Source organism: Embleya sp. L77 (assembly GCF_055557415.1).
On sequence record NZ_CM145709.1, the window covers coordinates 3,637,671 to 3,661,840 of the forward strand.

Below are 24,170 nucleotides of genomic sequence, written 5' to 3' on the forward strand. Positions count from 1 at the left end.
ACAGTTGGACTTCGAGGTCGTTTGCATGCCTTTGCGGACCGCCCACCACTCTCCCCTCGACCGCCTGGCGAACGTTTCAGGATCGGGTCGAGCGGCGACTCGGGCAACGCGTTTCGAGAAAATGGGCTGATTCACGCTTCGTGCCGGCTGGTTATACAGGCGGTGAGTTCGTTGAGTGCGGCGGAGGCGGCGGGGCTGGCACCCGGGACGCCGGGTGTCGGAAGCGTGTGTGGGGGCGCGGTCGACACGCAAACGTTCGCTTCAATGCCGCAGGGGATGATCCGCCTACATCAGGACTGGCCCGCGAGGTCCGGCCCTCGGCCACTGAAGGTCCGTGGCGGCCAGAGCGGTTGCTGTACTTTGCTGCTGTACGCAACGCCAGAGGCCCCATCGGAATCATCCGATAGGGCCTCTGACCTGGGTCGGGGTGGCGGGATTTGAACCCACGGCCTCTTCGTCCCGAACGAAGCGCGCTACCAAGCTGCGCCACACCCCGATGCTGCGCGTTCAGCTTAGCGGGTCGGGGGCCTGAGGCGAAATCCGGTTTAGCGTGGGGTGGAGGCGGGGGTGCCGGGGGTGGATTGGCGGGGGGTCAGGGTGAGGAGGGTGGCCTCGGGAGGGCAGGCGAAGCGGAAGCGGGCGTAGCGGGAGGTGCCGCAGCCGGCGGAGACGTGGAGGTAGGCCTCGCGGCCGGCGGAGGTGTGGGTGGAGAGGCCCTTGGCGCGCTTGCGGTCGAGGTCGCAGTTGGTGGTCAGGGCGCCGTAGAAGGGGACGCACACCTGGCCGCCGTGGGTGTGGCCGGCGATCACGAGGGGGTAGCCCTCGGCGGTGAAGGCGTCGAGGGCGCGCAGGTACGGGGCGTGCACGACGGCGAGGGAGATGTCCGCGGTCGGGTCGGGGCCGCCGGCGACCTGTTCGTAGCGGTCCCGGTCGATGTGCGGGTCGTCCAGGCCGACCAGCTCGATCTCCAGGCCGTCCACCTTGAGTCGGCCGCGCGCGTTGTTGAGGTTTTCCCAGGCCGCCGCGTCGAAGCCGTCGCGCAGGTCGGTCCACGGGTTCTCCCGGCCGAGCCGGCGGGTGCCGTCGTCGCGGCGGAGGTAGCCGGTGGGGTCCTTGGGGCGGGGGCCGTAGTAGTCGTTGGACCCGAACACGTACGCTCCGGGCCGGCCGAGCAGCGGGCCGAGCGCGTCCAGCGTCTCGGGTACGGCGTCCGGGTCGGAGAGGTTGTCGCCGGTGTTCAGCACGAAGTCGGGGTGCAGCGCGTCGAGTCGACGCAGCCACTCCTGCTTGCGGCGCTGACCGGAGACCATGTGGATGTCGGACACCTGAAGAATCCGCACCGGCCGCGCCCCGCGTGGCAGCACCGGCACCTCGACCCGGCGCAGACGGAACGAACGGGCCTCGTAGGCCGCCGCATAGGTGAGGCAGGCAGCCCCGGTGGCGGCTACGGCTAGGGGGAAGGCTGAACGCGGTCGCATCCCTCCATGCTGGCAGAGCCGGCCGGTCGTCGGCAGTCTCGACGCCGTACACGACCCTGCGGGGCGACGGGACGGCCGGCTTGGCCGCGCCGTACACGACGCTGCGGAGCGACGGGACGGCCGGCCCCGACCGCCTCGCACCCGATCGCACGAGCGGTTGATCGACGCCCGGGGCCACCTCGCACCAGGTCGTTCCGGCCACACCCGAGTGCCGGAACCGCCTCCCGGCTCGTCCCGACGTCGTCTCCTCAACCGCCCCCGCGCCGAACGCCGGTCCGCAGTCGGGCCCGCGCGGGGCGGCCCGTCCCCGGCCCGGCGCGATCCGGGCGCCGCCGTCCATCCGCCCGCCGAACACCCGGGCGGGGCGGCGTGCGCGGGGTGGCCGCGTTGAGGCCGTGCTCCGGGTGGCGTGCCGGGGTGCATGCCCGCTCAACCCGGCTCGGAGAGACCGGCCGACCCGAGCCGTAGGGGACGCGCAACCGGCCCCGGAGGGGCCGAGCAACCTGGTCGGCGTGCCGGGGTGCATGCCCGCTTCGCGGTCACGGTCGAGCCGTCCGCTACGCGCCCGGGGTGCACGTCCGCTACGCGCCCGTCACCCCACACCACACGACCAACCGCCCCGCGGCGCCCGGCCCGACCCCGACCCGGCCGCGCAGCGGACGCGCAACCGGCCCCGTAGGGGCCACGCAACCCGGCTCGGAGAGACCGGCAGGACCCGAACCCGAAGGGGACGCGCAACCGGCCCCGGAGGGGACGAGCAACCCGGTCGGGCCCTGCCGGGGTGCATGCCCGCTTCGCGGTCACGGTCGAGCCGTCCGCTACGCGCCCGGGGTGCACGTCCGCTACGCGCCCGGGGTGCACGTCCGCTACGCGCCCGCCTGCCCGGTTCGTGCGGGCCTCTACCGCCTTGAGCCGGCGTGATTCGGCCGCCGCCGCCGCGCCCTACTGTCTGCCCAACGCCGGCCGCCCCCCATCGCGCGGGCCCCGCCCGTCGCCGGCCCGCGTAAGCCAGGCGCCCCCCGCGCCGCGACCCTCGCCCGGCGCCGCTCAACCCCCGTCTCACGCTCGCCCGTTCCCCGAGTCTCGCCGTGGCCTCACCACCCCGGCGGCCGTAATTGGGTACGGCCGGCGTGGTGTCGGCTGCGACACTTGATCGCATGAGCCCCTTCAAGAGCCGTTTGCAGAGCGACCTCACCGAGGCCATCCGGTCCCGTGACGAACTGGTCTCCTCGACGCTGCGCCTCACCCTGACCGCGATCACCAATGAGGAGGTCGCGGGCAAGACCGCCCGCGAGCTGTCCGACGACGAGGTCCTCAAGGTCATCGTGCGCGAGGCGAAGAAGCGCCGGGAGGCCGCCGAAGCCTTCGAGAACGGCGGCCGGACCGAGTCCGCCGCGCGCGAGCGTGCCGAGGGTGAGGTCCTCGCGGCCTACCTGCCGGCGCAGTTGACCGACGACGAGCTCAAGGTGATCGTCGCGGACGCCATCGCGCAGACCGGGGCGAGCGGTCCGCAGGCGATGGGCCAGGTGATGAAGGTGGTCCGCCCCAAGGTCGGCGACAAGGCCGAAGGCGGCCGGATCGCTGCCGAGATCAAGAGCCAGCTGGGCGTCTGACCCGGACGGCGGGCCCACCTCGGGCCCGCCTCGGCCACCTCGGCGGCCCGGCCCACCCAGTCCCGACACCGGCCCCGGCCCCGCCGACCCCACCCCACAACGCCGATGGCGGTGCCCCCCACAAAAGGGGAGCACCGCCATCCGCGTTCACCACGGCCCCGGGATCGACCCCGACCCGCAGCCGGTCACCATCGGTCAGGGCGACCAGTGTGATCAGCCGTCAGCCGTCGTCACCAAACCCACCACCCCCCGGCCCGCCCCCGATCGGCGGCCACGAATGGCCCGGCGGTCGCGTAGCCGGCGGCGGCTTGGTGTTGCCGCCCCCGCCCGGCGGCGTCGTGTTCGTCGGCACGGTCGGTGGAGTCCACGGCGGTCGCGTGGTGCCGCCGCCGCTGGTCGGCGGCCGGTTCTGGTCGCGCGGCTTACCGTCCGTCGGCTTCTTGTTCGGGTCCGGCTTGGACGGGATGGCCCCTGCGGGGGGATCGACGAAGTCCGGCGCGGCCACGCCCTTGAGGGCACCGGACATCGCGGCCTTCCAGATCGGTCCGGGGACCTGTCCGCCGTAAACCTTGTCGTAGGGGACGCCGGCGATGGTGATGTCGACCATCTCGACATCGTCCTTGGCGCCACCGATCCACACCGCGGTGGACAGGTTCGGCGTGTAGCCGACGAACCAGGCCGCCTTGCGCTCGTTGGTGGTACCGGTCTTGCCCGCGTTGTCCCGGTCCTTGAGTCCGGCCTGGGTGCCGGTACCGTCCTCGACCACGCCCTTGAGCAGCGTGTTGATCGTGTCCGCCGTGGACTGCTTCATCACCTGCTTGCAGCCCGCCTGGGGGACGGGCATCTTGGTGCCGTCGAGCTTGGCCACCTCGGTCACCGCGATCGGCGAGCAGTAGACCCCGCGGCTGGCGAACGCGGCGTACGCGGCCGCCATGTTCATCGGCGCGACCGTGTTGGCACCCAGCGTCATGCTCGGTACCTGCTTCAGGGGCTGGCCGTTGCCCTGGTGCACGCCCAGCTGGTCGGACAGCGTCGCGATCGGACACAGCCCCACATCCTTGGACAACAGGACGAAGTACGTGTTGATCGACTTCTCCAGCGCCGTCTGCATGTTCCAGGTGCCGGTCTCGCTGCGGCTCTCGTTCTGCGGCTCGTACTTGGTGTCCCGAGCCGGCTCGCCACAGGTGCGGAACTTTTCCTTCCGCATGTCGATGTCGTATCCGGTCGAGTACTCCTGATCGACCTTCATCCCGTTCTCCAGCGCCGCCGCGGCGGTGATCGGCTTGAACGTCGACCCGGTCTGGAAGCCGTACGTCGAGCCGCCCATGGAGTGGTCGACCGAGTAGTTCAGCGTGGTCTCGTAGTCGCCGAACCCGTACGGCCGGCTCTGCGCCATCGCCTTGATCCTGCCGGTGCCCGGCTCGACCATCACGACCGCGTCGGCGACCGGGTCCTTTTGGAGTACGCCCTTGGTTGCGGCGGTGTAGGCCGCCTTTTGGGCCTTTCGGTCCAACGTGGTGGTGATCCGCAGACCACCCTCGCGCCACAACTTGTCGCGTTCCTCCCGATTCGCTCCGAAGACCGGATCGTTCTTGACCACCCGTTCGACGTAGTCACAGAAGAACGCGGCACCGTCGATCTGGTCGGCGGTGATGCAGCCGTTGGGCAGCGGCTGGGTCTTCAGGTTCAGTTCGGTGGCCTTGGCCGCGTCGGCCTCGGCCTGCGAGATGACCTTCACCTCGGCCATGCGCTGCAACACTATGTTGCGGCGTTCCCGGGCGGCCTTCGGATAGCCGATCGGGTCGAACGCCGAGGGAGCCTGCACCACGCCGGCCAGGGTGGCCGACTCGGTCAGGGTCAGGTCCTTGGCGTGCTTGCTGAAGTAGCGCTGCGACGCGGCCTCCACGCCGTACGCCTGGCGGCCGAAGAAGGTGATGTTGAGATACCTGGTCAGGATCTCGTCCTTGGACAGCCGCTGTTCCAGGCCGATCGCGTACTTCAGTTCCTTGATCTTGCGAGAGATCTCCTGGGCCTGTGCCTTGGCCACCTTGGCCGGGTCGTTGCCGGCCTCCTCCACGAAGATGTTCTTCACGTACTGCTGGGTCAGGCTGGAGCCGCCCTGCTTGGTGCCGGTACCACCCGACTGCTGGTTGCGCATCAGGGCGCGCAGGGTGCCCTTGAGGTCGATCGGACCGTGCTCGTAGAAGCGCGAGTCCTCGATCGCCACGATCGCCTGACGCATGATCGGTGAGATCTGGTCGAAGTTCACCAGGATGCGATACCGGTCGTAGACCATCGCGAGCTGGTTGCCCTCGGAGTCGAGGATGTACGACGGCTGCGACAGGAACGGTTGGTCCAGGTCACCGGGCAGGTCGTCGAAGTTTTCCGACGCCGCCTTCGCGGTCAGGCCGAAGCCACCCACGAACGGCAGCGCGATTCCCGCGACCAGGGCACCGGCGAGGATGCTCGCACCCACGAAGGCGGCGAACCGGCCCACGAAGCCCAGCGGGGATCGTGGGCGGGACGAGCCGCGTTTCGGGCGGGCCGAGCCGGAGGAAGTTCGGGCCATGGGCGACAGCCTACGTGGCCAAACACCCTACGCGGCGAAGGCACTTCGCTTAAGCTGGCGAAGCAGCCGGGGGATCCGTGTCAGTAGGCATTTCACTCTTTAGAGTGAATGTGGCCGGATGTCGGGTCCCAGTACCGAGCTTCGTGCCGTCGACGTGCCTCCTTCTGAGTGAAGCCGCGACCGGAAACGCAAGAGCATTCACCCGGACGGGTGGGTCCATATTTGCGCATAGTCCTTCCGGGCCATCGATGACTGCCCGCGCAGGGGCTGTTGCGCGTGCCCAGGGTTTCGTACCGTCCTGCTTGGCGTCGGGAATTCCCTTCGCCGCCGTTGGGGGAGCCTCGAAAATCGGGAGAGGACGGCACCAGCATGAGCTGGGTTACCGACTGGAGCACGCAGGCCGCCTGCCGGAGTACCGATCCGGATGAGCTGTTCGTGCAGGGGGCGGCGCAGAACCGCGCCAAGGCAGTGTGCACCGGGTGTCCGGTCCGCACCGAGTGCCTGGCGGACGCCCTGGACAACCGAGTGGAGTTCGGCGTCTGGGGCGGCATGACCGAGCGGGAGCGGCGCGCGCTGCTGCGCCGCCGGCCGATGATCACCTCGTGGCGTCGGCTGTTGGAGACCGCGCGCGAGGAGTACGAGCGCGACATCCACGGAGACGAGGAGTTTCGGGTCGCCGGCTGAGCACGCTGCGCGCTGAACACGTGTCGGCAGCCGAACGCCACCGCGTTCCGAACGTCATCACCTGCCGGGGCCGGGAGTCAGGCCCGGGTCCCGGCGGGCCGGCGACGGATCGGCCGCCGGCGGGCTCGCCGCAGGGCGGGTCCGCACGCGTCCCGCCGGCCGCCGGCTCGCGAGCGAACCGCGTGGTCAGCCCGTGCCCAGGCTTTCGCCGATCACCCGCAGGCCGTCCAGGTCGTGCACGTCACCGGGCAGCGCCGGGACCTCGGCCACCCGCACCTCGGGGTGGATCGAGGTGAAGCGGGTACGCATCCGCTCCTCCCGGTCGATCACCCGCAGCCGCTCGGCGTGCAGCGTGAGCAGCCCCGCGACCAGGCGCAGGTCGGCGGGATGCGACGCGGGCCCGTCCGGCTCGCCCTGCCCGGCCGCCTCGCCCTGCCCGGACAATTCGCCCTGCTCGGCCTGTTCGGTCAGCGCCTCGGCCGCGGCCACACTGCGCTCCGCGGACAGTCGACCCGCACGCGTGGCATGCACGCGGTTGAGCACCAGGCCGGCCAGCGGCATGCGCTCGGTGCCCAGCCGGTCGACGAAGTACGCGGCTTCGCGCAGCGCGTCCTTCTCCGGCGCGGCGACCACCAGGAACGAGGTGCCTCGGGCCTGGAGCAGCTTGTAGGTCGCGTCGGCGCGCTTGCGGAAGCCGCCGAACGTGGTGTCGAGCGCGGCCACGAAGGTCTGGATGTCGGTCAGCAGATGGGTGCCGACCACCTTGCTCAGCGCGCCGGTCATCAGACCCATGCCCGCGGACAGGAACTTGAGCGCGCCGCGCCCGCCGACCTTGGCGGGAGCCGAGAGTATGCGGATCAGCCGGCCGTCCAGGAACGAACCCAGGCGCTGGGGGGCGTCGAGGAAGTCGAGCGCGGACCGGCTCGGCGGGGTGTCCACCACGATCAGGTCCCACTCGCCGGTCGCGTGCAACTGGCCCAGCTTCTCCATCGCCATGTATTCCTGCGTGCCGGCGAAGCTGGAGGACAACGACTGGTAGAACGGGTTGTCCAGGATCTGCTGCGCGCGCTCGGGGTCGGCGTGCTGTTCGACGATCTCGTCGAACGTGCGCTTCATGTCGAGCATCATCGCGTGCAGGCTGCCGCCCTTGGTCTCGTCGACGTCGACGACCCGCCGGGGCGTGTTGTCCAACTCGGTCAGGCCCATCGACTGGGCGAGCCGGCGCGCGGGGTCGATGGTGAGCACCACCACGTCCCGACCGCGTTCGGCCGCGCGCAGGCCCAGTGCTGCGGCCGTGGTGGTCTTGCCGACGCCGCCGGAGCCGCAGCACACCAGGATGCGGGTGCCCGGGTCGTCGATCAGCTCGTCGATCTCCAGCCTGTTCATGCCATCCCCTGCTCGCGCAACGCTTCGGCGAGGCGGTACAGACCGCCCAGGTCCATCCCGTCCGCCAACAGCGGCAGTTCGTAGACCGGCAGGTCCAGGCCGCGGACCAGGGCGCGGCCCGTGCTCTCCAGCTCGATCCGGCTCGCGTGCTCGTCGGCCTCGGCCAGCAGCGAGGAGATCAGCGGCCGGGTGGGCTTGATGCCGCCGGCGATCAGGCCGGCCTCCAGCAGTTCCGGCGTCAGCCGCTGTCCGGTGTCGCTCTCGTCCTCGGCCTGAAGCGGCGGCCGGGCCATGTTGATCACCACGCCGCCGGTGGGCAGGCCCGAGTGGCGCAGCTCGGTGACGCCGTCCACGGTCTCCTGGACCGGCATCTCCTCCAGCAGGGTGACCAGGTGAACCGCGGTCTGCGGGGAGCGGATCACGCCCATCACCGCCTCGGCCTGGGTGTGGATCGGGCCGAATCTGGCCAGCCCGGCCACCTCGGTGTTGACGTTGAGGAAACGCGCGATCCGGCCGGTGGGCGGGGCGTCCATCACCACCGCGTCGTAGGCGAACTTCCCGTGCGTGCGGCGGCGGGCCGACTCGCACGCCTTGCCGGTCAACAGCACGTCGCGCAGACCCGGCGCGATGGTGGTCGCGAAGTCGATCGCCCCGAGCTTCTTCAGGCCCTTTCCGGCCCGGCCCAGGTGGTAGAACATGTCCAGATATTCGAGCAGCGCCTCTTCCGGGTCGATCGCCAGCGCGTAGACCTCGCCGCCGCCCGGTGCGACCGCGATCTTGCGGTCCTCGTAGGGCAGATGCGGGCAGTCGAAGAGCTGGGCGATGCCCTGGCGTCCCTCCACCTCGACCAGCAGGGTGCGTCGCCCGCCCGAGGCCAGCGCCAGCGCCAGCGCGGCGGCCACGGTGGTCTTGCCGGTGCCGCCCTTGCCGCTGACCACGTGCAGGCGCACGCCCTCCCAATCGGCGTTGCCGTCGGTCGTGCGTGCGCCCGCCGTCGAGGTGCTCACGACGTCCGTCCAGCGGGGGCGGTCGGGCCGGGCGGCGCGACGCTCGTTTCGGGGAGCCGGCATGCCCGGATCCCTGCCCTCGAAGGCCTCCGCCATACGGCCGCAGCCGAGGCGTTACCGGATCCGTGTGACCGCGCACCCAAACTCACGAGTCGAGCCTAACCACCCGGTCACCGCCGGGTCGGAGGTGATCCCCCCGGGGTGACCCGCGTCACGTCACCGTCGCCCGAACGGCGTAGCGCGCATCCAGGTACGCCCCCGTCTCCAGGATGTCGCCGAGGATGCGCACGGACTCGACCACGTCGGCGTAACCGACGTAGAGCGGGTTGAAGCCGAAGCGAAGCACGTCCGGCGGCCGGACGTCGCCGATCACACCCCGATCGATCAGCGCCGCCATCACCGCGTGCGGCTCCGGATGGCGCACCGCCACCTGGCTGCCGCGCCGGGCGTGCTCGATCGGGGTCAGCGTCTCCAGGCCCAGATCGGTGACGCATGCGATGAACAGGTCGGTCAGCGCCAGGCCCTTGTCCCGCACGGCCGTCATCGACACGTCGTCGTACGCGCCCAGCGCGGCTTCGAGCGCGAGCATGGACAACAGCGGCGGGGTGCCGATCCGGGCCCGCTCGATGCCCGGCGCGGGTGCGTAGCCGGGCTCCATCCCGAACGGGTTCGCGTGCCCCTGCCAGCCGGTCAGCGCGGGTTCGAAGCCGGCGATGTGCCGCTCGGCCACATAGATGAAGGCCGGTGCGCCGGGTCCGCCGGACAGGTACTTGTAGCCGCATCCGACGGCGAGGTCGACGTCATGGGCGTCCAGGTCGATCGGGAGAGCGCCTGCGGAGTGGCACAGGTCCCACATCGCCAGCGCGCCGGCGGCGTGCGCGGCGGCGGTCAGGCCGGGCAGGTCGCGCAGTTCGCCGCTGCGGTAGTCGACGTGGTTGTAGGCGATCACCGCGATCGCGGCGCCGTCCGTACGCAGCACCTCCGCGACCTCGCCGACCGGCACCCGACGCACCTCGGCGCCGAGCAGCCTTGCGATCGAGTCGGCCAGGTAGAGGTCGGTGGGGAAGCTGTCCGGGTCGGCCAACACCACGGTCCGTCCCGGACGCAGCCGCAAGGCCGCGGCGATCGCGTTGAAGATCTGCACCGAGGTCGAGTCGCCGCACACCACCCGGCCGGGCGCGGCGCCGATCAGCGTGCCGATCCGGTCGCCGATCCGGGCGGGCGCGCCCCACCAGTCGTTGGCGTTCCAGGAGCGGATCAGGTCGGTGCCCCACTGGCGGTGCACCGCGTCGTTCAGCGCCTCGGGCACGGCGGCCGGCAGTGCGCCGAGCGAGTTGCCGTCGAGGTAGATCACACCGGCCGGCAGCAGGAAACGCTCGCGCACGTGCGCCAGCGGGTCGGCCGCGTCCAGCTTCGCGGCTTCGGTGACCCGATCGGCCGCGAGGCGACCGGTCGGAAACAGGACTGACGAATCGTCAGTGGCCGTGTTCGACAAGGAATCGGACATGCTTCACCCATCTTTCGATGAACTCAGATCTTCGATGGTTCGACCAAGGTGCGCATGGTCCACAACTCGGGAAAAACGCGCACACGTACGGTCTGTTCCAACCAAGACGCTCCGGCCGAGCCACCCGTGCCCGGCCGATTGCCCAGCGCTCGCAGTGTGGCGGCCAGGTGCCGCTCGCGCCAGCGGGTCCAGCGCTCGGAGATGTCGGTGAGCACCTCGCCGAGGTCGACCAGGTCGGGCACGGCGTCGCTGTACGCGTGCGCCCATGCGCGCTCGACGTCCTCGGACGGCACGTACGGTCGGCTCGGATCCGCGACCTGCCCCGGGGAGTACAGGCCGCGGCGGGCGAGCACGCCCAGCGCGTGGTCGTACAGGCTCGGCGCACGCAACGAGCGGGCCAGCTCGGCGTGCACGTCCGGGGAGCCGGTGTAGGGCCGCAGCACGCCCGCGCGCTTGATGCCGAGCAGGAACTCCAGGTGCCGGTACAGGTGCGACTGGAAGCCGGACGCCTCGCCGAGCGCCTCGCGGAACGCGCCGAACTCGCCGGGGGTGAGCGTGGCGAGCAGGTCCCACGTGGACACCAGCACGTCCAACTCGTGGATGCTGCGCCGCAGCGTGCCGATCGCGCCGGGCACGTCGTCGGCGCGCAGTCGGTCGCCCGCGATCGTCCACTCGTGCCGCAGCAGCGCGAACAGCAGTTCCATCACCTGGGAGGAGATCAGGAAGGACAACTCGGCGGGCACGTCGGTGCGGGTGCGCTGAAGGGCGAGCAGCCGGTCGAGTTGCACGTAGTCCGCGTAGGGCGGCGCGACCGCGGCGGGGAAGTGCTCGCGCGGGCCGGCCATCGGGCAGCCGCCGTCCGCCGGATCGGCTCGGGGCGTTCGTTCGTCGACCGTCATCGCAGACCACCTCTCCGGCCCGTCCCGCCGGTGCGCCGGAAGGGCCGGTCGGGGAGTGCCCATATGGAATCGTGCGACCATTCGGTTGGGAATGGCTGTCGAGCATCCGAAGGGCCGTTTCGGTTTACGCTCGCAACGTATCGGAGGGCATCTCCTCACGATCGTCAACGGAGGGTGCGCATGGACGCGATCGACCGCAGATTGCTCGCCGAACTGCAGCGCGACGCCCGGGTCTCGCTCAACGAGCTGTCCCGACGGATCAACCTCTCCGCGCCCGCGGTGGCCACCCGGGTGCGCCGGCTGGAACACGCCGGCGTGATCACCGGCTACCACGCGCACGTGGACCCGGCGGCGGCCGGTCGCGGTGTGGTGGCACTGGTCCGGATGAATTGCTACGGCCCCGGCTGCCTGCTGCGCCGGGACGCCGACACCGTGCGCGAATGGCCCGAGGTGCTCCAGGTGCACCGGGTCACCGGTGACGCGTGCTGCCTGCTGATGGTCGCGGTCGCCACCATGGCGGACTTCCAGGTCCTGATCGACCGGCTCGCCGAGCACGGGAAACCGTCCAGCACGATGGTGTTGTCCTCGCCGGTGGCGTGGCGCCCCGTCGAACCGCCCGGCGCGTCCGTCTAAAGTCTGCACACATGACGAAGTGGGAATACGTGACGGTCCCCCTGCTGGTGCACGCGACCAAGCAGATCCTGGACAACTGGGGCGACGACGGCTGGGAGCTGGTGCAGGTGGTGCCGGGCCCCAACCCGGAGAGCCTGGTGGCCTACATGAAGCGCGCGAAGCAGAAGCAGGTGACGGCCGAGTGAGCGAGGTACACCCCGAACAGCGGATCACCGAGCTGGGTCTGACCCTGCCCGCAGTGGTGCCCCCGGTCGCCGCCTACGTGCCGGCGATCCGCACCGGCAACCACATCCACACCTCGGGCCAGTTGCCGATGATCGAGGGCAAGCTGCCCGCGACCGGCAAGGTCGGTGCCGAGGTCACCCCCGAGGAGGCCAAGCAGCTCGCCCGGCAGTGCGCGCTGAACGCGCTCGCGGCGGTCAAGGCCGAGCTCGGCGACCTGTCGCTGGTGCGCCGGGTGGTCAAGGTGGTCGGTTTCGTGGCCAGCGCGCCGGACTTCACCGGTCAGCCCGGTGTGATCAACGGCGCCAGCGAACTGCTCGGCGAGGTCTTCGGCGAGGCCGGGCGGCACGCCCGCAGCGCGGTCGGCGTGGCCGTACTGCCGCTGGACGCCCCGGTCGAGGTGGAGATCCTCGTCGAGGTGATCTGAGCGGACCGTCCATGCGGCCACCGTGGTGATCGGACCTGCCCCTTTCGGGTCGGGTCCGATCGTTTTCGGGGGTGAGGGGTGGAACTTGACTCGGTCAGGCGTACGATCCGGCGCATGGCCGAAACGGGGAGTACGCAAGCCGGAAACGCCCAGTCGGGCATGCCCGCGTCCTGGGCCGAGCGGGCCCGCGCGATCATCGCCGGCGAGGCGGAGCCGGTCGCCCCGCGCCGTGCGGCCACCGTGGTGCTGCTGCGCGACCGCCCCGGCGGCGCCGAGGCGTACCTGCTCCGTCGGCACACCACGATGAAGTTCGCGGCCGGGATGTACGCGTTCCCCGGCGGCGGCGTCGACCCGCGGGACGCGGACCACACGGTGGCCTGGGCCGGACCCGATCCGGACGCCTGGGCCGAGCGGCTGGGCACCGACGCGGCCGAGGCCCGCGCGATCGTCTGCGCGGCCGTGCGCGAGACCTTCGAGGAATCCGGCGTGCTGCTCGCCGGGCCCGACCCGACCACGATCGTCTCCGACACCACCGGCGCGGACTGGGAGGCGGACCGCGCGGCCCTGGTGGCGCGCGAGCAGACGATGACCGAGTTCCTGGAGCGCCGCGACCTGGTCCTGCGTTCCGACCTGCTGGGCGCGTGGGCGCGGTGGATCACCCCGGAGTTCGAGGACCGGCGCTACGACACGTGGTTCTTCGTCGCGGCCCTGCCCACCGGCCAGCGCACCCGGGACGTCTCCGGCGAGGCCGACCGGGTCACCTGGGCCCGGCCCGCCGACGCGCTGAAGCAACACCGGGCGCAGGACATGGCGATGTTGCCGCCCACCATCGACACGTTGCGCCACCTGGCGGAACTCGCCGACCCGGGGGCGGCGCTGGCCGCCGCGGCGGACCGGAAGATCGCTCCGATCATGGCGCAGGGCCGTTTCGAGGGAGACCGCCTCGTGCTCGAATGGCCCGGCATCCCCGATCCGTTCGGTCTGCGCTGAGGCTCCACCGACGACCCGGGCGATCCGCGGACCTCCACCGGACCGGTCCCGGGCAACCGAGGTACAGGCACTGAGGTACAGGATGGCGACCATGAACGCACAGCCCCTGCCCGGCAATCCCCGCCCGACCATCGGTGGGCCGGCGAGCCCCCGGGTGACCTGTCTGCTCGCCCCGAACCCGAGCGCGATGTCGCTGGACGGCACCAACACGTGGATCGTGGCCGAGCCCGGCTCGGACACCGCCGTGGTGATCGACCCGGGACCCGACGACGAGGGCCACCTGCGCGCGATCGTCGCCGCGGTCGAGGCCGAGGGCCGCCGGGTGGGCCGGATCCTGCTCACCCACGGCCACCCGGACCACTCGGCCGGCGTGGCCGGCCTCAAGGCACTCACCAACGCCGTCGTGCACGCGGTCGACCCGCAGTGGCGCTACGGCGGCGAGGGGCTGGTGGACGGCCGGGTGATCGACGACGGTGGGCTGGATCTGCGCGTGCTGGCCACGCCCGGCCACTCGGGTGACTCGGTGTGCTTCCTGGTGGCCGCGGACCGCTTCGTGATCACCGGCGACACCGTGCTCGGCCGCGGCACCACGGTGGTGGCACACCCCGACGGCCGCCTCGGCGACTACCTGGACTCGCTGCGCCGGTTGCGCGCGCTGGTCGAATCCGGCGAGATCACCGCCGTACTGCCCGCGCACGGTCCGATCCTGGACGACGCGGCGGGCGTGCTCGACTTCTACCTGGCGCACCGGGCGGCCCGGCTGGCCCAGGTGCAGGCCGCGGTCGCCGCCGGCGACAAGACCGCCCAGGACGTCGTGGAGCGGGTCTACGCGGACGTGGACCGAGGACTGTGGTGGGCCGCCGAGATGTCGGTCCGGGCCCAGCTGGACTACCTGGCCGAGCACCCGGACGCCTGAGGCGCACGCCGGAACACGACGCAGGGCCCGCCGTCGGCGGGCCCTGCGTCATGCGTGCGAGGTGTCAGCGAGAGCGGCGCGACAACCGCTCGACGTCCATCAGGACCACCGCACGCGCTTCCAGCCGCAGCCAACCCCGGCTCGCGAAGTCGGCCAGCGCCTTGTTGACGGTCTCCCGCGAGGCGCCGACCAGCTGGGCCAGCTCCTCCTGGGTGAGGTCGTGCGCGACGTGGATGCCCTCGTCGGCCGGCACCCCGAAGCGGCGGGACAGGTCCAGCAGGGCCTTGGCCACCCGGCCGGGGACGTCGGAGAAGACCAGGTCGCCCAGGCTCTCGTTGGTCCGCCGCAACCGACGGGCTATCGCCCGAAGGAGTGCCGCGGCGACCTTGGGCCGACCGGTCAGCCAGGGCTGCAGGTCGGAGTGGCCCAGGCCGAGCAGCCGCACGTCGGTGAGCGCGGTCGCGGTCGCCGTACGCGGTCCGGGGTCGAACAGCGACAGCTCGCCGAACATCTCGCCCGGGCCGAGCACCGCGAGCATGTTCTCGCGGCCGTCGTTGGAGCTGCGGTGCAGCTTGATCTTGCCCTCGATCACCACGTACAGGCGGTCACCCGGGTCACCCTCGTGGAAGAGCGAGTCCCCGCGCTCGAGCGCGACCTCCGTCATGGAGGCCCGCAGCTCGGCGGCGTCCTCATCTTCGAGCGCCGCGAACAGCGGAGCCCGCTGCAAAACGTCGTCCACGAGGTTCCTCCTAGGCCGGCCTGGTCGACACCAATGAAGCCGAGCGGTCAAACAGTGCGATCGGTCACAGTCTGACGCACCGGTACCCGCAATCATCACGCGGGGTGGCCTGGATCACGAACGGGCGGATCCGCAGTAACCGGACATGTCGCTCCTGTGATCAAGCGTGTGCGGACTGCTCGACCGTAGTCCCCGCACATCTGCGTACTCTGGCCGGGTGTCGAGCAACGTGACGGAGCCCGCACCGCGCAGGCCGCGGGCAGCCGCGAAGGTCGTGAAGTCCACAAAAGCCGTGAAGGGCGAGTCCCATCTCGCTCTGGTGCGCCGTGCGCGCCGGATCAATCGCGAACTGGGTGAGATATACCCGGGTGCGCACTGCGAACTCGACTACGGCGACGCCTTTCAGCTCCTGGTCGCCGTGGTGTTGTCCGCGCAGACCACCGACCGGCGGGTCAACACGGTCACCCCGGCGCTGTTCGCCCGCTTCCCCGACGCCGCCGCGATCGCCGCCGCGGAGCCGGCCGAGTTGGAGGCGATCATTCAGCCGACCGGGTTCTTCCGGGCCAAGACCCGCTCGGTCCAGGGTCTGGCCCAGGCGCTTCTGGAGCGCTACGACGGCGAGGTGCCGGGCAGGCTCGCCGACCTGGTCACCCTGCCGGGAGTGGGACGCAAGACCGCCCACGTGGTGCTCGGCGAGGTCTTCGACGTCCCCGGCATCACCGTCGACACCCACTTCGGCCGACTGGCCCGGCGCTTCGGCTGGACCAAGGACGAGGATCCGGTCAAGGTCGAGAAGGAGGTCGCGGCGCTGTTCCCGCGCAAGGACCTGACCCTGCTCTCGCACCGGGTGATCTTCCACGGCCGCCGGGTGTGCCACGCCCGCCGCCCGGCCTGCGGGGCGTGCGCGATCGCCCCCCTGTGTCCGGCGTACGGCGAGGGCGAGACGGATCCGATCAAGGCCAAGGCGCTGCTCAAGTACGAGATGGCCGGGCAGCCCGGCCAACGGCTCAAGCCGCCCGCCCTGCCGGTGTTGGCCGTGCCGGTCGACGCGGTGGCGAACGCACCGAAGGACGAAGCGGCGCAGCACGCACCGCAGGACGGCGCACCGAAAGACGAGGGGGACGCCGGGTGACTCAGACCGGGACCGGGATCCAGACCTGGGCCGAAGCCGATCTGCCGCAATGGCTGCGCCCGGTCGCGCGCGCCGCCGAGTCGATCAGCCCCGAGCAACTGAGCCGCTTCCTGCCCCCGGCCGAAGGTGGTCGGCGCTCCGCGGTGCTGATGTTGTTCGGCGAAGGGCCCGACGGCCCGGATCTGCTGCTGCTCCAGCGCGCCGCGACGCTGCGCTCGCACGCGGGCCAGCCCGCGTTCCCCGGCGGCTCGGTGGACCCGGGCGACGACGGCCCGGAGGGGACCGCGCTGCGCGAGGCCCAGGAGGAGGTCGGGCTCGACCCCGCCGGCGTGCGGATCTTCGGCCGGTTGCCGGATCTGTACATCCCGGTGAGCGACTTCGTGGTCACCCCCGTGCTCGCGTGGTGGCACCGCGAGAGCGAGGTGGCCCCCGGGGCGCCGGAGGAGGTCGCGCGGGTGCTGCGGGTGTCGATCGCCGATCTCGCCGACCCGGCCAACCGGGCCCGGCTGCGTCACCCCGGCGGCCACCTGGGCCCCGCGTTCCTGGTGCACGATTTGGTGGTCTGGGGCTTCACCGCGGGGCTGATCGACCGGGTGCTGCACTACACCGGCTGGGAACGGCCGTGGGACGAACGGCGCGAGGTGAGCCTGTCCGAGACCGAGGCCCGGTTGGCCCGGCGCGGATTCGACCGCTACGAGGAGACCGCCTCCGAACCCGAGGTCCGGGACTGAACCGGCTCGCCGCCGTCGGCCGGCCGCCGCGTCCGGTGCCGCGGCGGGGCTGACGGGGCGTCAACACCGGCCCTGTACAGCTGTGTCACCGGTGTTCGACGAACCGGCACGGCTGCGGACAGCGCAGGCTCGTACATGAGAACGTGAGCGCGTGAATGTCCTGGACCTGTTGCTGCTCGCCGCCGCGGTGGCCTTCGCCATCTCCGGATACCGGCAGGGCTTCATCGTCGGCGTGCTCTCGTTCCTGGGCTTCATCGGCGGCGGCGTGTTCGGCATGTGGCTCGTGCCCTCGCTGCTCAACCGCTTCGAGCCGGGTCTGGGCCCCTCGATCGCGGCGATCTGCGTCGTGCTCGTACTGGCCACCGCACTCCAGGCGCTGACCACCGCGGCGGGCAACCGGCTTCGCCGTCGGCTCACTTGGCGCCCGGCGCGGCTGGTGGACGCGGCCGGCGGCTCGATCGTGAGCGTCTGCGCGCTGCTGATCGTGGTGTGGCTGATCGGCTCCTCGGTCGCGGGCGCCTCGATGCCCACCATCTCGCGCGAGGTGCGCTCGTCCCAGGTGCTGGGCGGGGTGCAGAAGGTGTTGCCGCAGGGCGCCGACACGTGGTTCTCCTCGTTCGGCAACCTGCTCGACCGCAACGGCTTTCCGCAGGTCTTCAGTCCGTTCGTGCGCGAGGACATCCCGCAGGTCCCGCCGCCGGACCCCAAGCTGTTGTCGATGCCCGCCGTCCAGGAGACCCGGGACAGCATCGTCAAGATCGTCGGTACCGCGAAGAGTTGCGGGAAGGTGATCGAGGGCTCCGGCTTCGTCTACGCCCCGCAGCGGGTGATGACGAACGCCCACGTCGTCGGCGGCGTCAAGAAGCCGACCCTGCAGATCGGCGGCGAAGGCCGCGAGTATCAGGCCGAGGTCGTGCTCTACGACTGGAAGCGCGACATCGCGGTGCTCAAGGTGCCCGGCCTCAAGGCCACCCCGTTGCGGTTCGAACCGAAGGTGGAGAGCGGCGCGGACGCGATCGTGGTCGGCTTCCCGGAGAACGGCGCCTTCCATGTCGAACCCGCCCGGGTGCGGGCCCGGATCCAGGCCGGGGGGCCGGACATCTACAAGCGCGGCACGGTCAGCCGCGATGTGTACTCGCTGTACGCCAAGGTCCGCCAGGGCAACTCCGGCGGACCGCTGATCTCGCCGGGCGGCAAGGTCGCCGGGGTGATCTTCGCCAAGTCGCTCGACGACGAGTCCACCGGGTATGCGCTCACCGTCGAGGAGGTCCGCGCCGACGCCGAGGCGGGCGCGGTCGCCGATCGCCCGGTCGATACCCAGAGTTGCGCCATGTGACGCATGTTCGAAGCCTGTTCGGGCAGATGTGCGAGCAGCGCCGCGATGTGGTGGGGCAACCGGCAGGGGGGTGGGGGGAATGCTCGGGCATTCGCACGCGGTCAGCGGGGCACTGGTGTTCGCCGCGACGGCGCCGGTCCTACCGCAACACCTGTGGCACAACCACCTGTCCGGGTCCGAGATCGTGATCGGCACGCTTTTGACCGCGGGCGCGGCCCTGTTGCCCGACCTCGATCACCACAACGGCACGATCGCCAACTTCCTGGGCCCCTTCTCGCGCGCGCTGTGCACGGGAGTGGCCAAGGTCTCCGGCGGGCATCGGCACGCGACCCACTCGATCGCCTTCGTGGTGCTGGCCGGACTGCTGACCTGGCAGGGTGTGGAGCACCTGGGCCGGCCGTTCACCCTGACCATGGTCTTCCTGCTGCTCGCGCTGGCGTTGCGGGCGTTGAACCTGTGTCCGCCGGGCAAGGGCCTGGCGTCCTGGATCACCATCGTCGCGCTCGCCGGCGGCGGCACGGCCGTGGTCGACCACTGGATGCCGGCGGCTCCCGACTGGCTGCCCATGGTGGTCGTGCTCGGCTGCGTCGCGCACCTGCTCGGCGACTTCCTCACCAGGCAGGGGATACCGCTGTTCTGGCCGTTGGGCACCCGCTTCGAGGTGGCGATCGTCAGTCGGACCGGGAATCGCGTGGAGACGCTCGTCCTGGTGCCGGTGATGATGATCGCCACCGTCGCCCTTTTGTGGCTCGGCGCATTCGCCTGAAAACGAAATGACGGAATCGATGGGTGAATGCGAAGAAGGCGCCTGCCGGAAAGCGGTGGCGTGACGCGGCCCGGTGTCGAGCCGCGTCGATGCGTCAGCGCGGGAAGCGCAGCCGCAGAGTCAACCAACGTGCTCGTCGGCGCAATATCCCCATCAGCCCCGGGAAATGCTCCTCCCGGTCGGCAGCCGCGCCGACCGGCGCCCCTCGCGTGTGTTCGAACCCGTGAGTGCCAGTGGTGCCGATCTCAACCATGAGGGTCTCTGCCGTCTCCGACCGGGTGTCCCCGGCCCCCGCCGCCATGCTCGGAGCGTTGTACGTCCGGCTCATACGGGGGCGCCTACCCGGGTCACCGACGGCGTAATCGCACCGCCTGGGCGGGCCGGAAATGGCTCCCGAACACGACCAGGGCGATCTGTACGGAAGTGTCGGATATCCTCGGCAAGATCACACAAGAAAAGGCCGAAACCATTGTAAAACTTCAGCGTTCGGGTTCCGGATCTTTCAGCCAGCCCAGGAGTTCCTCGGTGAACGTCGCGGGTTGTTCCTCATGCGGGAAGTGGCCCACGCCCTCCAGCAACCGCCAGCGGTAGGGCGCCTCCACGTAGCGCCCGGAGCCGGCTGCGGTGCGGGGCAGGATCACCGGGTCGAGGGCGCCGTGCAGGTGCAGCGTGGGCACCTCGACGGGTGCCTTCATCCGGGCCGAGTACTGAATCCCGTCCGGCCGCGGGATCGAACGGATCAGCCAGCGGTAGTGCTCCGCCGCACAGTGCGCCGTGCCGGGCACGAGCATCGCCTGCCGGTAGCGCGCGATCGACTCGTCGTCCGGCCGGCCCGGCGCCGACCACGCGCGCACCATGTCGCCGACCATGGTCGCGCCGTCGCGGATCAACTGCCGCTCGGGCACCCACGGCCGCTGGAAGCCGAAGATGTGCGAACTCGCCGCCATCTGGTGCCGATCGGTCAGCAACGCCCCGCGCAGCCGCCGAGGGTGCGGCATCGACACCGCGACCAGCCGGCGGACCACCTTGGGCCGCAACACCGCGGCGGTCCAGCCCAGATAGGCGCCCAGGTCGTGACCGACCACGATCGCGTCCGGCTCGCCCAGCGAGCGGATCACCCCGGTCACGTCCAGGGCCAGGGTGATCGGGTCATAACCGCGCGGGGTGCGGTCGCTGCCGCCGTATCCGCGCAGATCCAGCGCGACCGCGCGGTAGCCGGCCCGGGCCAGCACCGGCATCTGATGCCGCCACGCCCACCAGAACTGCGGGAAGCCGTGCAGCAAGAGCACGACCGGGCCCTCGCCCATCTCGGCGATGTGGAACCGCGCGCCGTTGGCGGCGATGTCGCGGTGTGTCCAGGGCCCGGCCACGTTGACCACGGTGCTCTCGGGAACCGTCATGCCGAGCAGCGTCGCACACTCGCGATCGCACTCTTGTTTCCGCGTCGGTTCGGGCAGCAGCCCATGCCGCCGGCTCAGCCGACGTTCTTGAGCGTGGTGACCGTGTCCCGGGTCGTGGTGATCGTCCGCTCCGGCGCCCGAACCTTCTTGAACGACTTGATGCCGTAGAACGCGAGAGCCCCCGCGAGCAGGAGATAGAAGCCGCCGACGATCAGGAAGCTCCACGCCACGCCGAGACCGAGAGCGTGGATTCCGTACACGATCGCAAAGCTCAGGAAGACGAACGCGAACACGCCGACGAAGGCCGCCGCGCCGAACGCGCCGCCACCCTTCGCCACGTTGACCACGCTGACCTTGACCTCGCTCTTGGCGAGCGCGATCTCACTGCGCACCAGCGTGGACATGTCTCGGCTGGCCGACGAGAAGAGCTCGCCGAGGGATCGTTGTGCGTCGACGGGCACGTCCTGGGCCGGGGACCTGTCGGTGCCTGCCATGGTCACTCCTTGTACGGGTACGGATAATCCGACCCCGATCATGCCCTGCTGCGGGGATTGGTATCCACTGGGGCGCGTCGTACGAGTGTTTCGGATGGGAAACGAAGCGGTCAGGAGTGCCCGAGCTTCTCGTCGCGCAGTCGATCGGCCTCCGCTCGATAGATGTCCGGAATGCCGTCGCCGTCGTCGTCGCGATTCTCCTCGGCACACAACCGGGCATACGTGTTGTTCCTTATCCGCAGCACGATCGAGGCCGCGATGGCCGCCAGAACCGAGCCCACCAGCACCGCGGCCTTGGCCTGTTCGGTCAGCGTCGGGTCGTCGGTGAAGGCGAGTTCGCCGATCAGCAGCGACACCGTGAAGCCGATGCCGGCCAGCATCGACATGCCGAACACGTCCCACCACGCGAGGTCGTCGCTGAGTTGGGCCCGGGTGAACCGGGCGACCAGCCAGGTGCCCGCGAAGATGCCGACCACCTTGCCCGCGATCAGCCCGATCATGATGCCGAGCGTGGGCCGCTGCGTGAACACGTCGGCGAGCACCGGGCCGGAGACCGCGACGCCCGCGGAGAACAGCGCGAAGATCGGCACCGCCAGGCCGGCGGAGAGCGGACGGATCCGGTGCTCGACGTGCTCGGCCGGCGAGGTCCGCTCGTCGCGGTCGGGAAGTACGCGCATCAACAGGCCCATCGCGACGCCCGCGACCGTGGCATGCACCCCGCTCTCGTGCATCAGCGCCCAGATCACCAGGGCGAGCGGTAGGTACCACCACCAGCCGCGCACCCGGAAGCGCTGGAGCAGGGCGAAGACCACCAGCAGGGCGAACGCCGCGGCCAGGGCGAGGAAGTTCACCGAATCGGTGAAGAAGATCGCGATGATCAGGATCGCGCCGAGGTCGTCGACGACGGCCAGGGTCAGCAGGAACGACCGCAGCGCCGAGGGCAGGTTGGTGCCGATCACCGCGAGGACGGCCAGGGCGAAGGCGATGTCGGTCGCGGTGGGGATCGCCCAGCCGTCGGGCGAGCCGCCGCCCGCGTTCACCGCGAAGTAGAACAGTGCGGGTGTGAGCATCCCGCACGCGGCGGCCACCACCGGCAGCACCGCCTGGGCGGGGTTGCGCAGGTCGCCGGCCACGAGTTCGCGCTTGAGTTCGATGCCGGCGACGAAGAAGAACACCGCGAGCAGCCCGTCCGCGGCCCAGGTGCCCAGCGACAGATTCAGGTTGATCGCCTCGGGGCCGATCCGGAAGTCGCGCAGGTCGTGATAAGCCTCGCTCCACCCGGTGTTCGCCCAGATCACCGCGACCACCGCCGCGATCAGCAACAGCGCGCCGCCGACCGTTTCGGTGCGCAGCGCGTCGGCGATGAAATTCCGCTCGGCCAGGGTGGACGGACGCCGAAAGAATTTGTTGCGCGGTGCGGACTCGGCACCCACGGGACCTCCAGGTCGGCTGCGGCTCGCAGGCATATACCGCCCTGCGAAAACGACAAAACAGCGCCGACCAGACTTCCCGGCATGCCTCCCGAGGGGAGGCCCATGACTTGGGGTGTGAAATCCGACCCCGATCGCCGTAAGTATATCGATAATGTGCACGGCCCCGGCGGAACCGACCGGTACCGGCGGCGGCACACCGGCAACGCAAGGGCCCCGTACCGAAGATGTCCTCGGTACGGGGCCCGCGTGGATCCGGCCGGTCGCTCAGTCCTGGCGGCGCGGCAGCACCGCGTTGTCCGGGGCGGACAACGAGCGGTTCGCGGCGGGCTTGTTCGGGGACTGCGCGGACGCGTTGACGATCGTGCTCCAGTCGGACACGGTCTGGCCGACGCCCAGCCCCTGGAGCTTGGTGATCACCGCGGGGTCCTGACCCTCGAGCCAGTCGGTGAGCTGACGGAAGGTCACACACCGTACGTCGGCCTTCGTGCAGACCGAGGTCACCGTGTCCCGGACGGCGTTCATGTAGATGCCGCCGTTCCAGTCCTCGAAGTGATTGCCGATGAAGAGCGGCGCGCGGTTGGTGGTATAGGCGCGCTGGAATCCGTTCATGTAGAACTCGTGGGCCTCTTTCTCCCACGCGTCCTTCTTCGACGGGTCGAACTTTCCGTGCTGCGCTTCCTGCTCGTACATGATGTTGTAATCCATGGAGAGCTGCGACTTGTTCGGGCTTCCCGGCCACGGCAGCGACTGGAGCGGGAAGTCCCAAATGCCGGTCTCCTTGCCGCGCTTGGGCCATACCTGGAGACCACCCGGGGAACTCGCGTCGTAGCGGAAACCCATTTCCTTGGCGGCCCGCATCAGATTCGACTGGCCCTCCAGGCACGGGGCCCGGCCGCCGATGAGTTCCTTGCCCGGGGCGTAGTCGAACGGCAGCGGCGGAAGGTCGGCGTACCCGGTGTTGGTCTTCCAGTTCTGGACGAACTTGACCGCCTGTTCGGTTTCGTTCTTCCAGTCCGCGGGGCTCCAGGTCTTGCCGCTCGTGGCGCTGTTGCAGAAGTGCCCGTTGAAGTGCGTGCCGATCTCGTTGCCCTTGAGCCAGACCTCACGCATCTGGATGATCGTGTTGCGCACCGTTTCGTCCGACATGAAGTTGATGTCGGACGCGCCGGCCGCGTGCTTCGGGCCGGTGTACATGGCCTTCTTCGTCTTCGGGAGCACGTAGATGCCGCTCAGGAAGTACGTCATCTGGGCCTTGTTCGCCTCGGAGAGCTTCGAGAATTCCGAGACCAGCTTGTTTCCGTCCTCGGCCGCGCCATCCCAGGAGAACACGACGAACTGCGGCGGTTTCTCACCCGGCTTGAGCTTCTCCACCTTGGGCTGGTTCGGCTGCGGGCCGGTATCGGCCGTCGAGCCGTCGCCGATCGGCTTGACCGGACCTCTCGGTTTGTCCGATTCCTTGCCCGGAGCGCTCGGATTTCCGTTGCCAGGGTTCTTTGCAGAGGAGTTGCCGGAATCTTTCCCGTCCTTTGCGAAAACCACGAAACCGATAGCGGCCAGGACTGCGACAACGACGAGCACCGCAGCGCCGCGGACAGTTCGCACAGTTCACCTCTTCCCATGGACATGCCGGACCGGGCTGTATTCCCTATCGATACATACGCACGCCGGGGTCACCCGGTTGCGTGCGTGCCCGGACCGCTTCCCGGCGTACCCGAGTCGGGACGCATCGGACCACCCGGGGAGCGTGAGCCGGACACATCACCGTACGGGGAGTTGGGCCCCGGAAGCGATCCGGGCTGCGTGCGGCG

General features: G+C 70.3%; 22 protein-coding genes and 1 tRNA gene. 11 read left to right on the top strand and 12 right to left on the bottom strand.

Features of this window, described 5'->3' with window-relative positions:
- Window positions 1–422 precede the first annotated feature (422 nt).
- Both ACZOOI_RS15550 and ACZOOI_RS15555 read right to left on the bottom strand, forming a co-directional pair.
- A tRNA-Pro gene (locus ACZOOI_RS15550) sits at window positions 423–496 on the bottom strand.
- A 49-nt stretch (window positions 497–545) separates the two neighbouring features.
- Window positions 546–1,478, bottom strand: a complete 933-nt coding sequence (locus ACZOOI_RS15555; protein WP_465276433.1) for a metallophosphoesterase — start codon at window positions 1,476–1,478, stop codon at window positions 546–548.
- A gap of 1,157 nt (window positions 1,479–2,635) precedes the next feature.
- Between ACZOOI_RS15555 and ACZOOI_RS15560 the strand changes: the two genes are divergently transcribed.
- Window positions 2,636–3,091, top strand: a complete 456-nt coding sequence (locus tag ACZOOI_RS15560) for a GatB/YqeY domain-containing protein (RefSeq protein WP_465276434.1) — start codon at window positions 2,636–2,638, stop codon at window positions 3,089–3,091.
- A gap of 220 nt (window positions 3,092–3,311) precedes the next feature.
- On the opposite strand, the gene ACZOOI_RS15565 is transcribed toward ACZOOI_RS15560, so the two are convergent.
- A complete protein-coding gene (locus tag ACZOOI_RS15565; protein ID WP_465276435.1) occupies window positions 3,312–5,660 on the bottom strand; it encodes a transglycosylase domain-containing protein in 2,349 nt (782 codons plus the stop codon).
- Window positions 5,661–6,029: 369 nt separating this feature from the next.
- Here ACZOOI_RS15565 and ACZOOI_RS15570 point away from each other — a divergent pair, with 369 nt between their 5' ends.
- Window positions 6,030–6,344 (top strand): WhiB family transcriptional regulator, encoded by a 315-nt coding sequence (locus ACZOOI_RS15570; protein WP_020554910.1) that lies wholly within the window; start codon window positions 6,030–6,032, stop codon window positions 6,342–6,344.
- A 186-nt stretch (window positions 6,345–6,530) separates the two neighbouring features.
- Here the strand turns inward: ACZOOI_RS15570 and bagB are convergent, their stop codons facing one another.
- The 4 genes from bagB to ACZOOI_RS15590 all read right to left on the bottom strand — a co-directional run bounded on the left by bagB (window position 6,531) and on the right by ACZOOI_RS15590 (window position 11,143).
- Entirely contained in the window at window positions 6,531–7,730 is a 1,200-nt protein-coding gene (bagB, locus tag ACZOOI_RS15575; RefSeq protein ID WP_465276436.1) for an ATPase BagB, read from the bottom strand.
- Window positions 7,727–8,800 carry an ATPase BagA gene (bagA, locus tag ACZOOI_RS15580; RefSeq protein WP_465276437.1) on the bottom strand — a complete coding sequence of 358 codons (1,074 nt, stop codon included), beginning with the start codon at window positions 8,798–8,800 and terminating at the stop codon, window positions 7,727–7,729. The genes bagB and bagA overlap by 4 nt, the downstream gene beginning before the upstream one ends.
- A 148-nt stretch (window positions 8,801–8,948) precedes the next feature.
- Entirely contained in the window at window positions 8,949–10,244 is a 1,296-nt protein-coding gene (gene kynU / locus ACZOOI_RS15585) for a kynureninase (protein WP_465276438.1), read from the bottom strand.
- A gap of 23 nt (window positions 10,245–10,267) precedes the next feature.
- Window positions 10,268–11,143, bottom strand: coding sequence for a tryptophan 2,3-dioxygenase (locus ACZOOI_RS15590; protein WP_465276439.1), 876 nt, complete (start codon window positions 11,141–11,143; stop codon window positions 10,268–10,270).
- 180 nt (window positions 11,144–11,323) lie between these two features.
- Between ACZOOI_RS15590 and ACZOOI_RS15595 the strand changes: the two genes are divergently transcribed.
- From ACZOOI_RS15595 to ACZOOI_RS15615, 5 genes are all read left to right on the top strand, one after another.
- On the top strand, window positions 11,324–11,776 hold the full coding sequence (locus tag ACZOOI_RS15595) for an Lrp/AsnC family transcriptional regulator (RefSeq protein ID WP_465276440.1): 453 nt from the start codon (window positions 11,324–11,326) through the stop codon (window positions 11,774–11,776).
- An 11-nt stretch (window positions 11,777–11,787) separates the two neighbouring features.
- Window positions 11,788–11,961, top strand: a complete 174-nt coding sequence (locus tag ACZOOI_RS15600; protein WP_020554916.1) for a DUF4177 domain-containing protein — start codon at window positions 11,788–11,790, stop codon at window positions 11,959–11,961.
- Window positions 11,958–12,425 (top strand): RidA family protein, encoded by a 468-nt coding sequence (locus ACZOOI_RS15605; protein WP_465276441.1) that lies wholly within the window; start codon window positions 11,958–11,960, stop codon window positions 12,423–12,425. The genes ACZOOI_RS15600 and ACZOOI_RS15605 overlap by 4 nt, the downstream gene beginning before the upstream one ends.
- 114 nt (window positions 12,426–12,539) lie before the next feature.
- On the top strand, window positions 12,540–13,415 hold the full coding sequence (locus ACZOOI_RS15610) for an NUDIX hydrolase (protein WP_465276442.1): 876 nt from the start codon (window positions 12,540–12,542) through the stop codon (window positions 13,413–13,415).
- 82 nt (window positions 13,416–13,497) lie between these two features.
- A complete protein-coding gene (locus ACZOOI_RS15615) occupies window positions 13,498–14,331 on the top strand; it encodes an MBL fold metallo-hydrolase (RefSeq protein WP_391586349.1) in 834 nt (277 codons plus the stop codon).
- Window positions 14,332–14,395: 64 nt separating this feature from the next.
- On the opposite strand, the gene ACZOOI_RS15620 is transcribed toward ACZOOI_RS15615, so the two are convergent.
- On the bottom strand, window positions 14,396–15,070 hold the full coding sequence (locus ACZOOI_RS15620; RefSeq protein WP_020554920.1) for a Crp/Fnr family transcriptional regulator: 675 nt from the start codon (window positions 15,068–15,070) through the stop codon (window positions 14,396–14,398).
- Window positions 15,071–15,287: 217 nt separating this feature from the next.
- Between ACZOOI_RS15620 and nth the strand changes: the two genes are divergently transcribed.
- The 4 genes from nth to ACZOOI_RS15640 all read left to right on the top strand — a co-directional run bounded on the left by nth (window position 15,288) and on the right by ACZOOI_RS15640 (window position 19,035).
- Window positions 15,288–16,202, top strand: coding sequence for an endonuclease III (gene nth, locus ACZOOI_RS15625; RefSeq protein ID WP_465276443.1), 915 nt, complete (start codon window positions 15,288–15,290; stop codon window positions 16,200–16,202).
- Window positions 16,199–16,933 (top strand): NUDIX hydrolase, encoded by a 735-nt coding sequence (locus tag ACZOOI_RS15630; protein ID WP_465276444.1) that lies wholly within the window; start codon window positions 16,199–16,201, stop codon window positions 16,931–16,933. Before nth ends, ACZOOI_RS15630 begins: the two co-directional genes overlap by 4 nt.
- A gap of 151 nt (window positions 16,934–17,084) precedes the next feature.
- Window positions 17,085–18,269, top strand: coding sequence for a MarP family serine protease (locus ACZOOI_RS15635; protein WP_465276445.1), 1,185 nt, complete (start codon window positions 17,085–17,087; stop codon window positions 18,267–18,269).
- A gap of 79 nt (window positions 18,270–18,348) precedes the next feature.
- Window positions 18,349–19,035 (top strand): metal-dependent hydrolase, encoded by a 687-nt coding sequence (locus tag ACZOOI_RS15640; protein ID WP_465276446.1) that lies wholly within the window; start codon window positions 18,349–18,351, stop codon window positions 19,033–19,035.
- A 479-nt stretch (window positions 19,036–19,514) separates the two neighbouring features.
- Here ACZOOI_RS15640 and ACZOOI_RS15645 read toward each other — a convergent pair whose 3' ends face one another.
- The 4 genes from ACZOOI_RS15645 to ACZOOI_RS15660 all read right to left on the bottom strand — a co-directional run bounded on the left by ACZOOI_RS15645 (window position 19,515) and on the right by ACZOOI_RS15660 (window position 23,910).
- Window positions 19,515–20,435: an alpha/beta fold hydrolase gene (locus ACZOOI_RS15645; protein ID WP_465276447.1), complete on the bottom strand. Its 921-nt coding sequence runs from the start codon at window positions 20,433–20,435 to the stop codon at window positions 19,515–19,517.
- A 74-nt stretch (window positions 20,436–20,509) separates the two neighbouring features.
- Window positions 20,510–20,929: a phage holin family protein gene (locus ACZOOI_RS15650; protein ID WP_465276448.1), complete on the bottom strand. Its 420-nt coding sequence runs from the start codon at window positions 20,927–20,929 to the stop codon at window positions 20,510–20,512.
- A 110-nt stretch (window positions 20,930–21,039) separates the two neighbouring features.
- A complete protein-coding gene (gene nhaA / locus ACZOOI_RS15655; protein WP_465276449.1) occupies window positions 21,040–22,395 on the bottom strand; it encodes a Na+/H+ antiporter NhaA in 1,356 nt (451 codons plus the stop codon).
- 231 nt (window positions 22,396–22,626) lie between these two features.
- Window positions 22,627–23,910: a polysaccharide deacetylase family protein gene (locus tag ACZOOI_RS15660; RefSeq protein ID WP_465281207.1), complete on the bottom strand. Its 1,284-nt coding sequence runs from the start codon at window positions 23,908–23,910 to the stop codon at window positions 22,627–22,629.
- Window positions 23,911–24,170 lie beyond the last annotated feature (260 nt).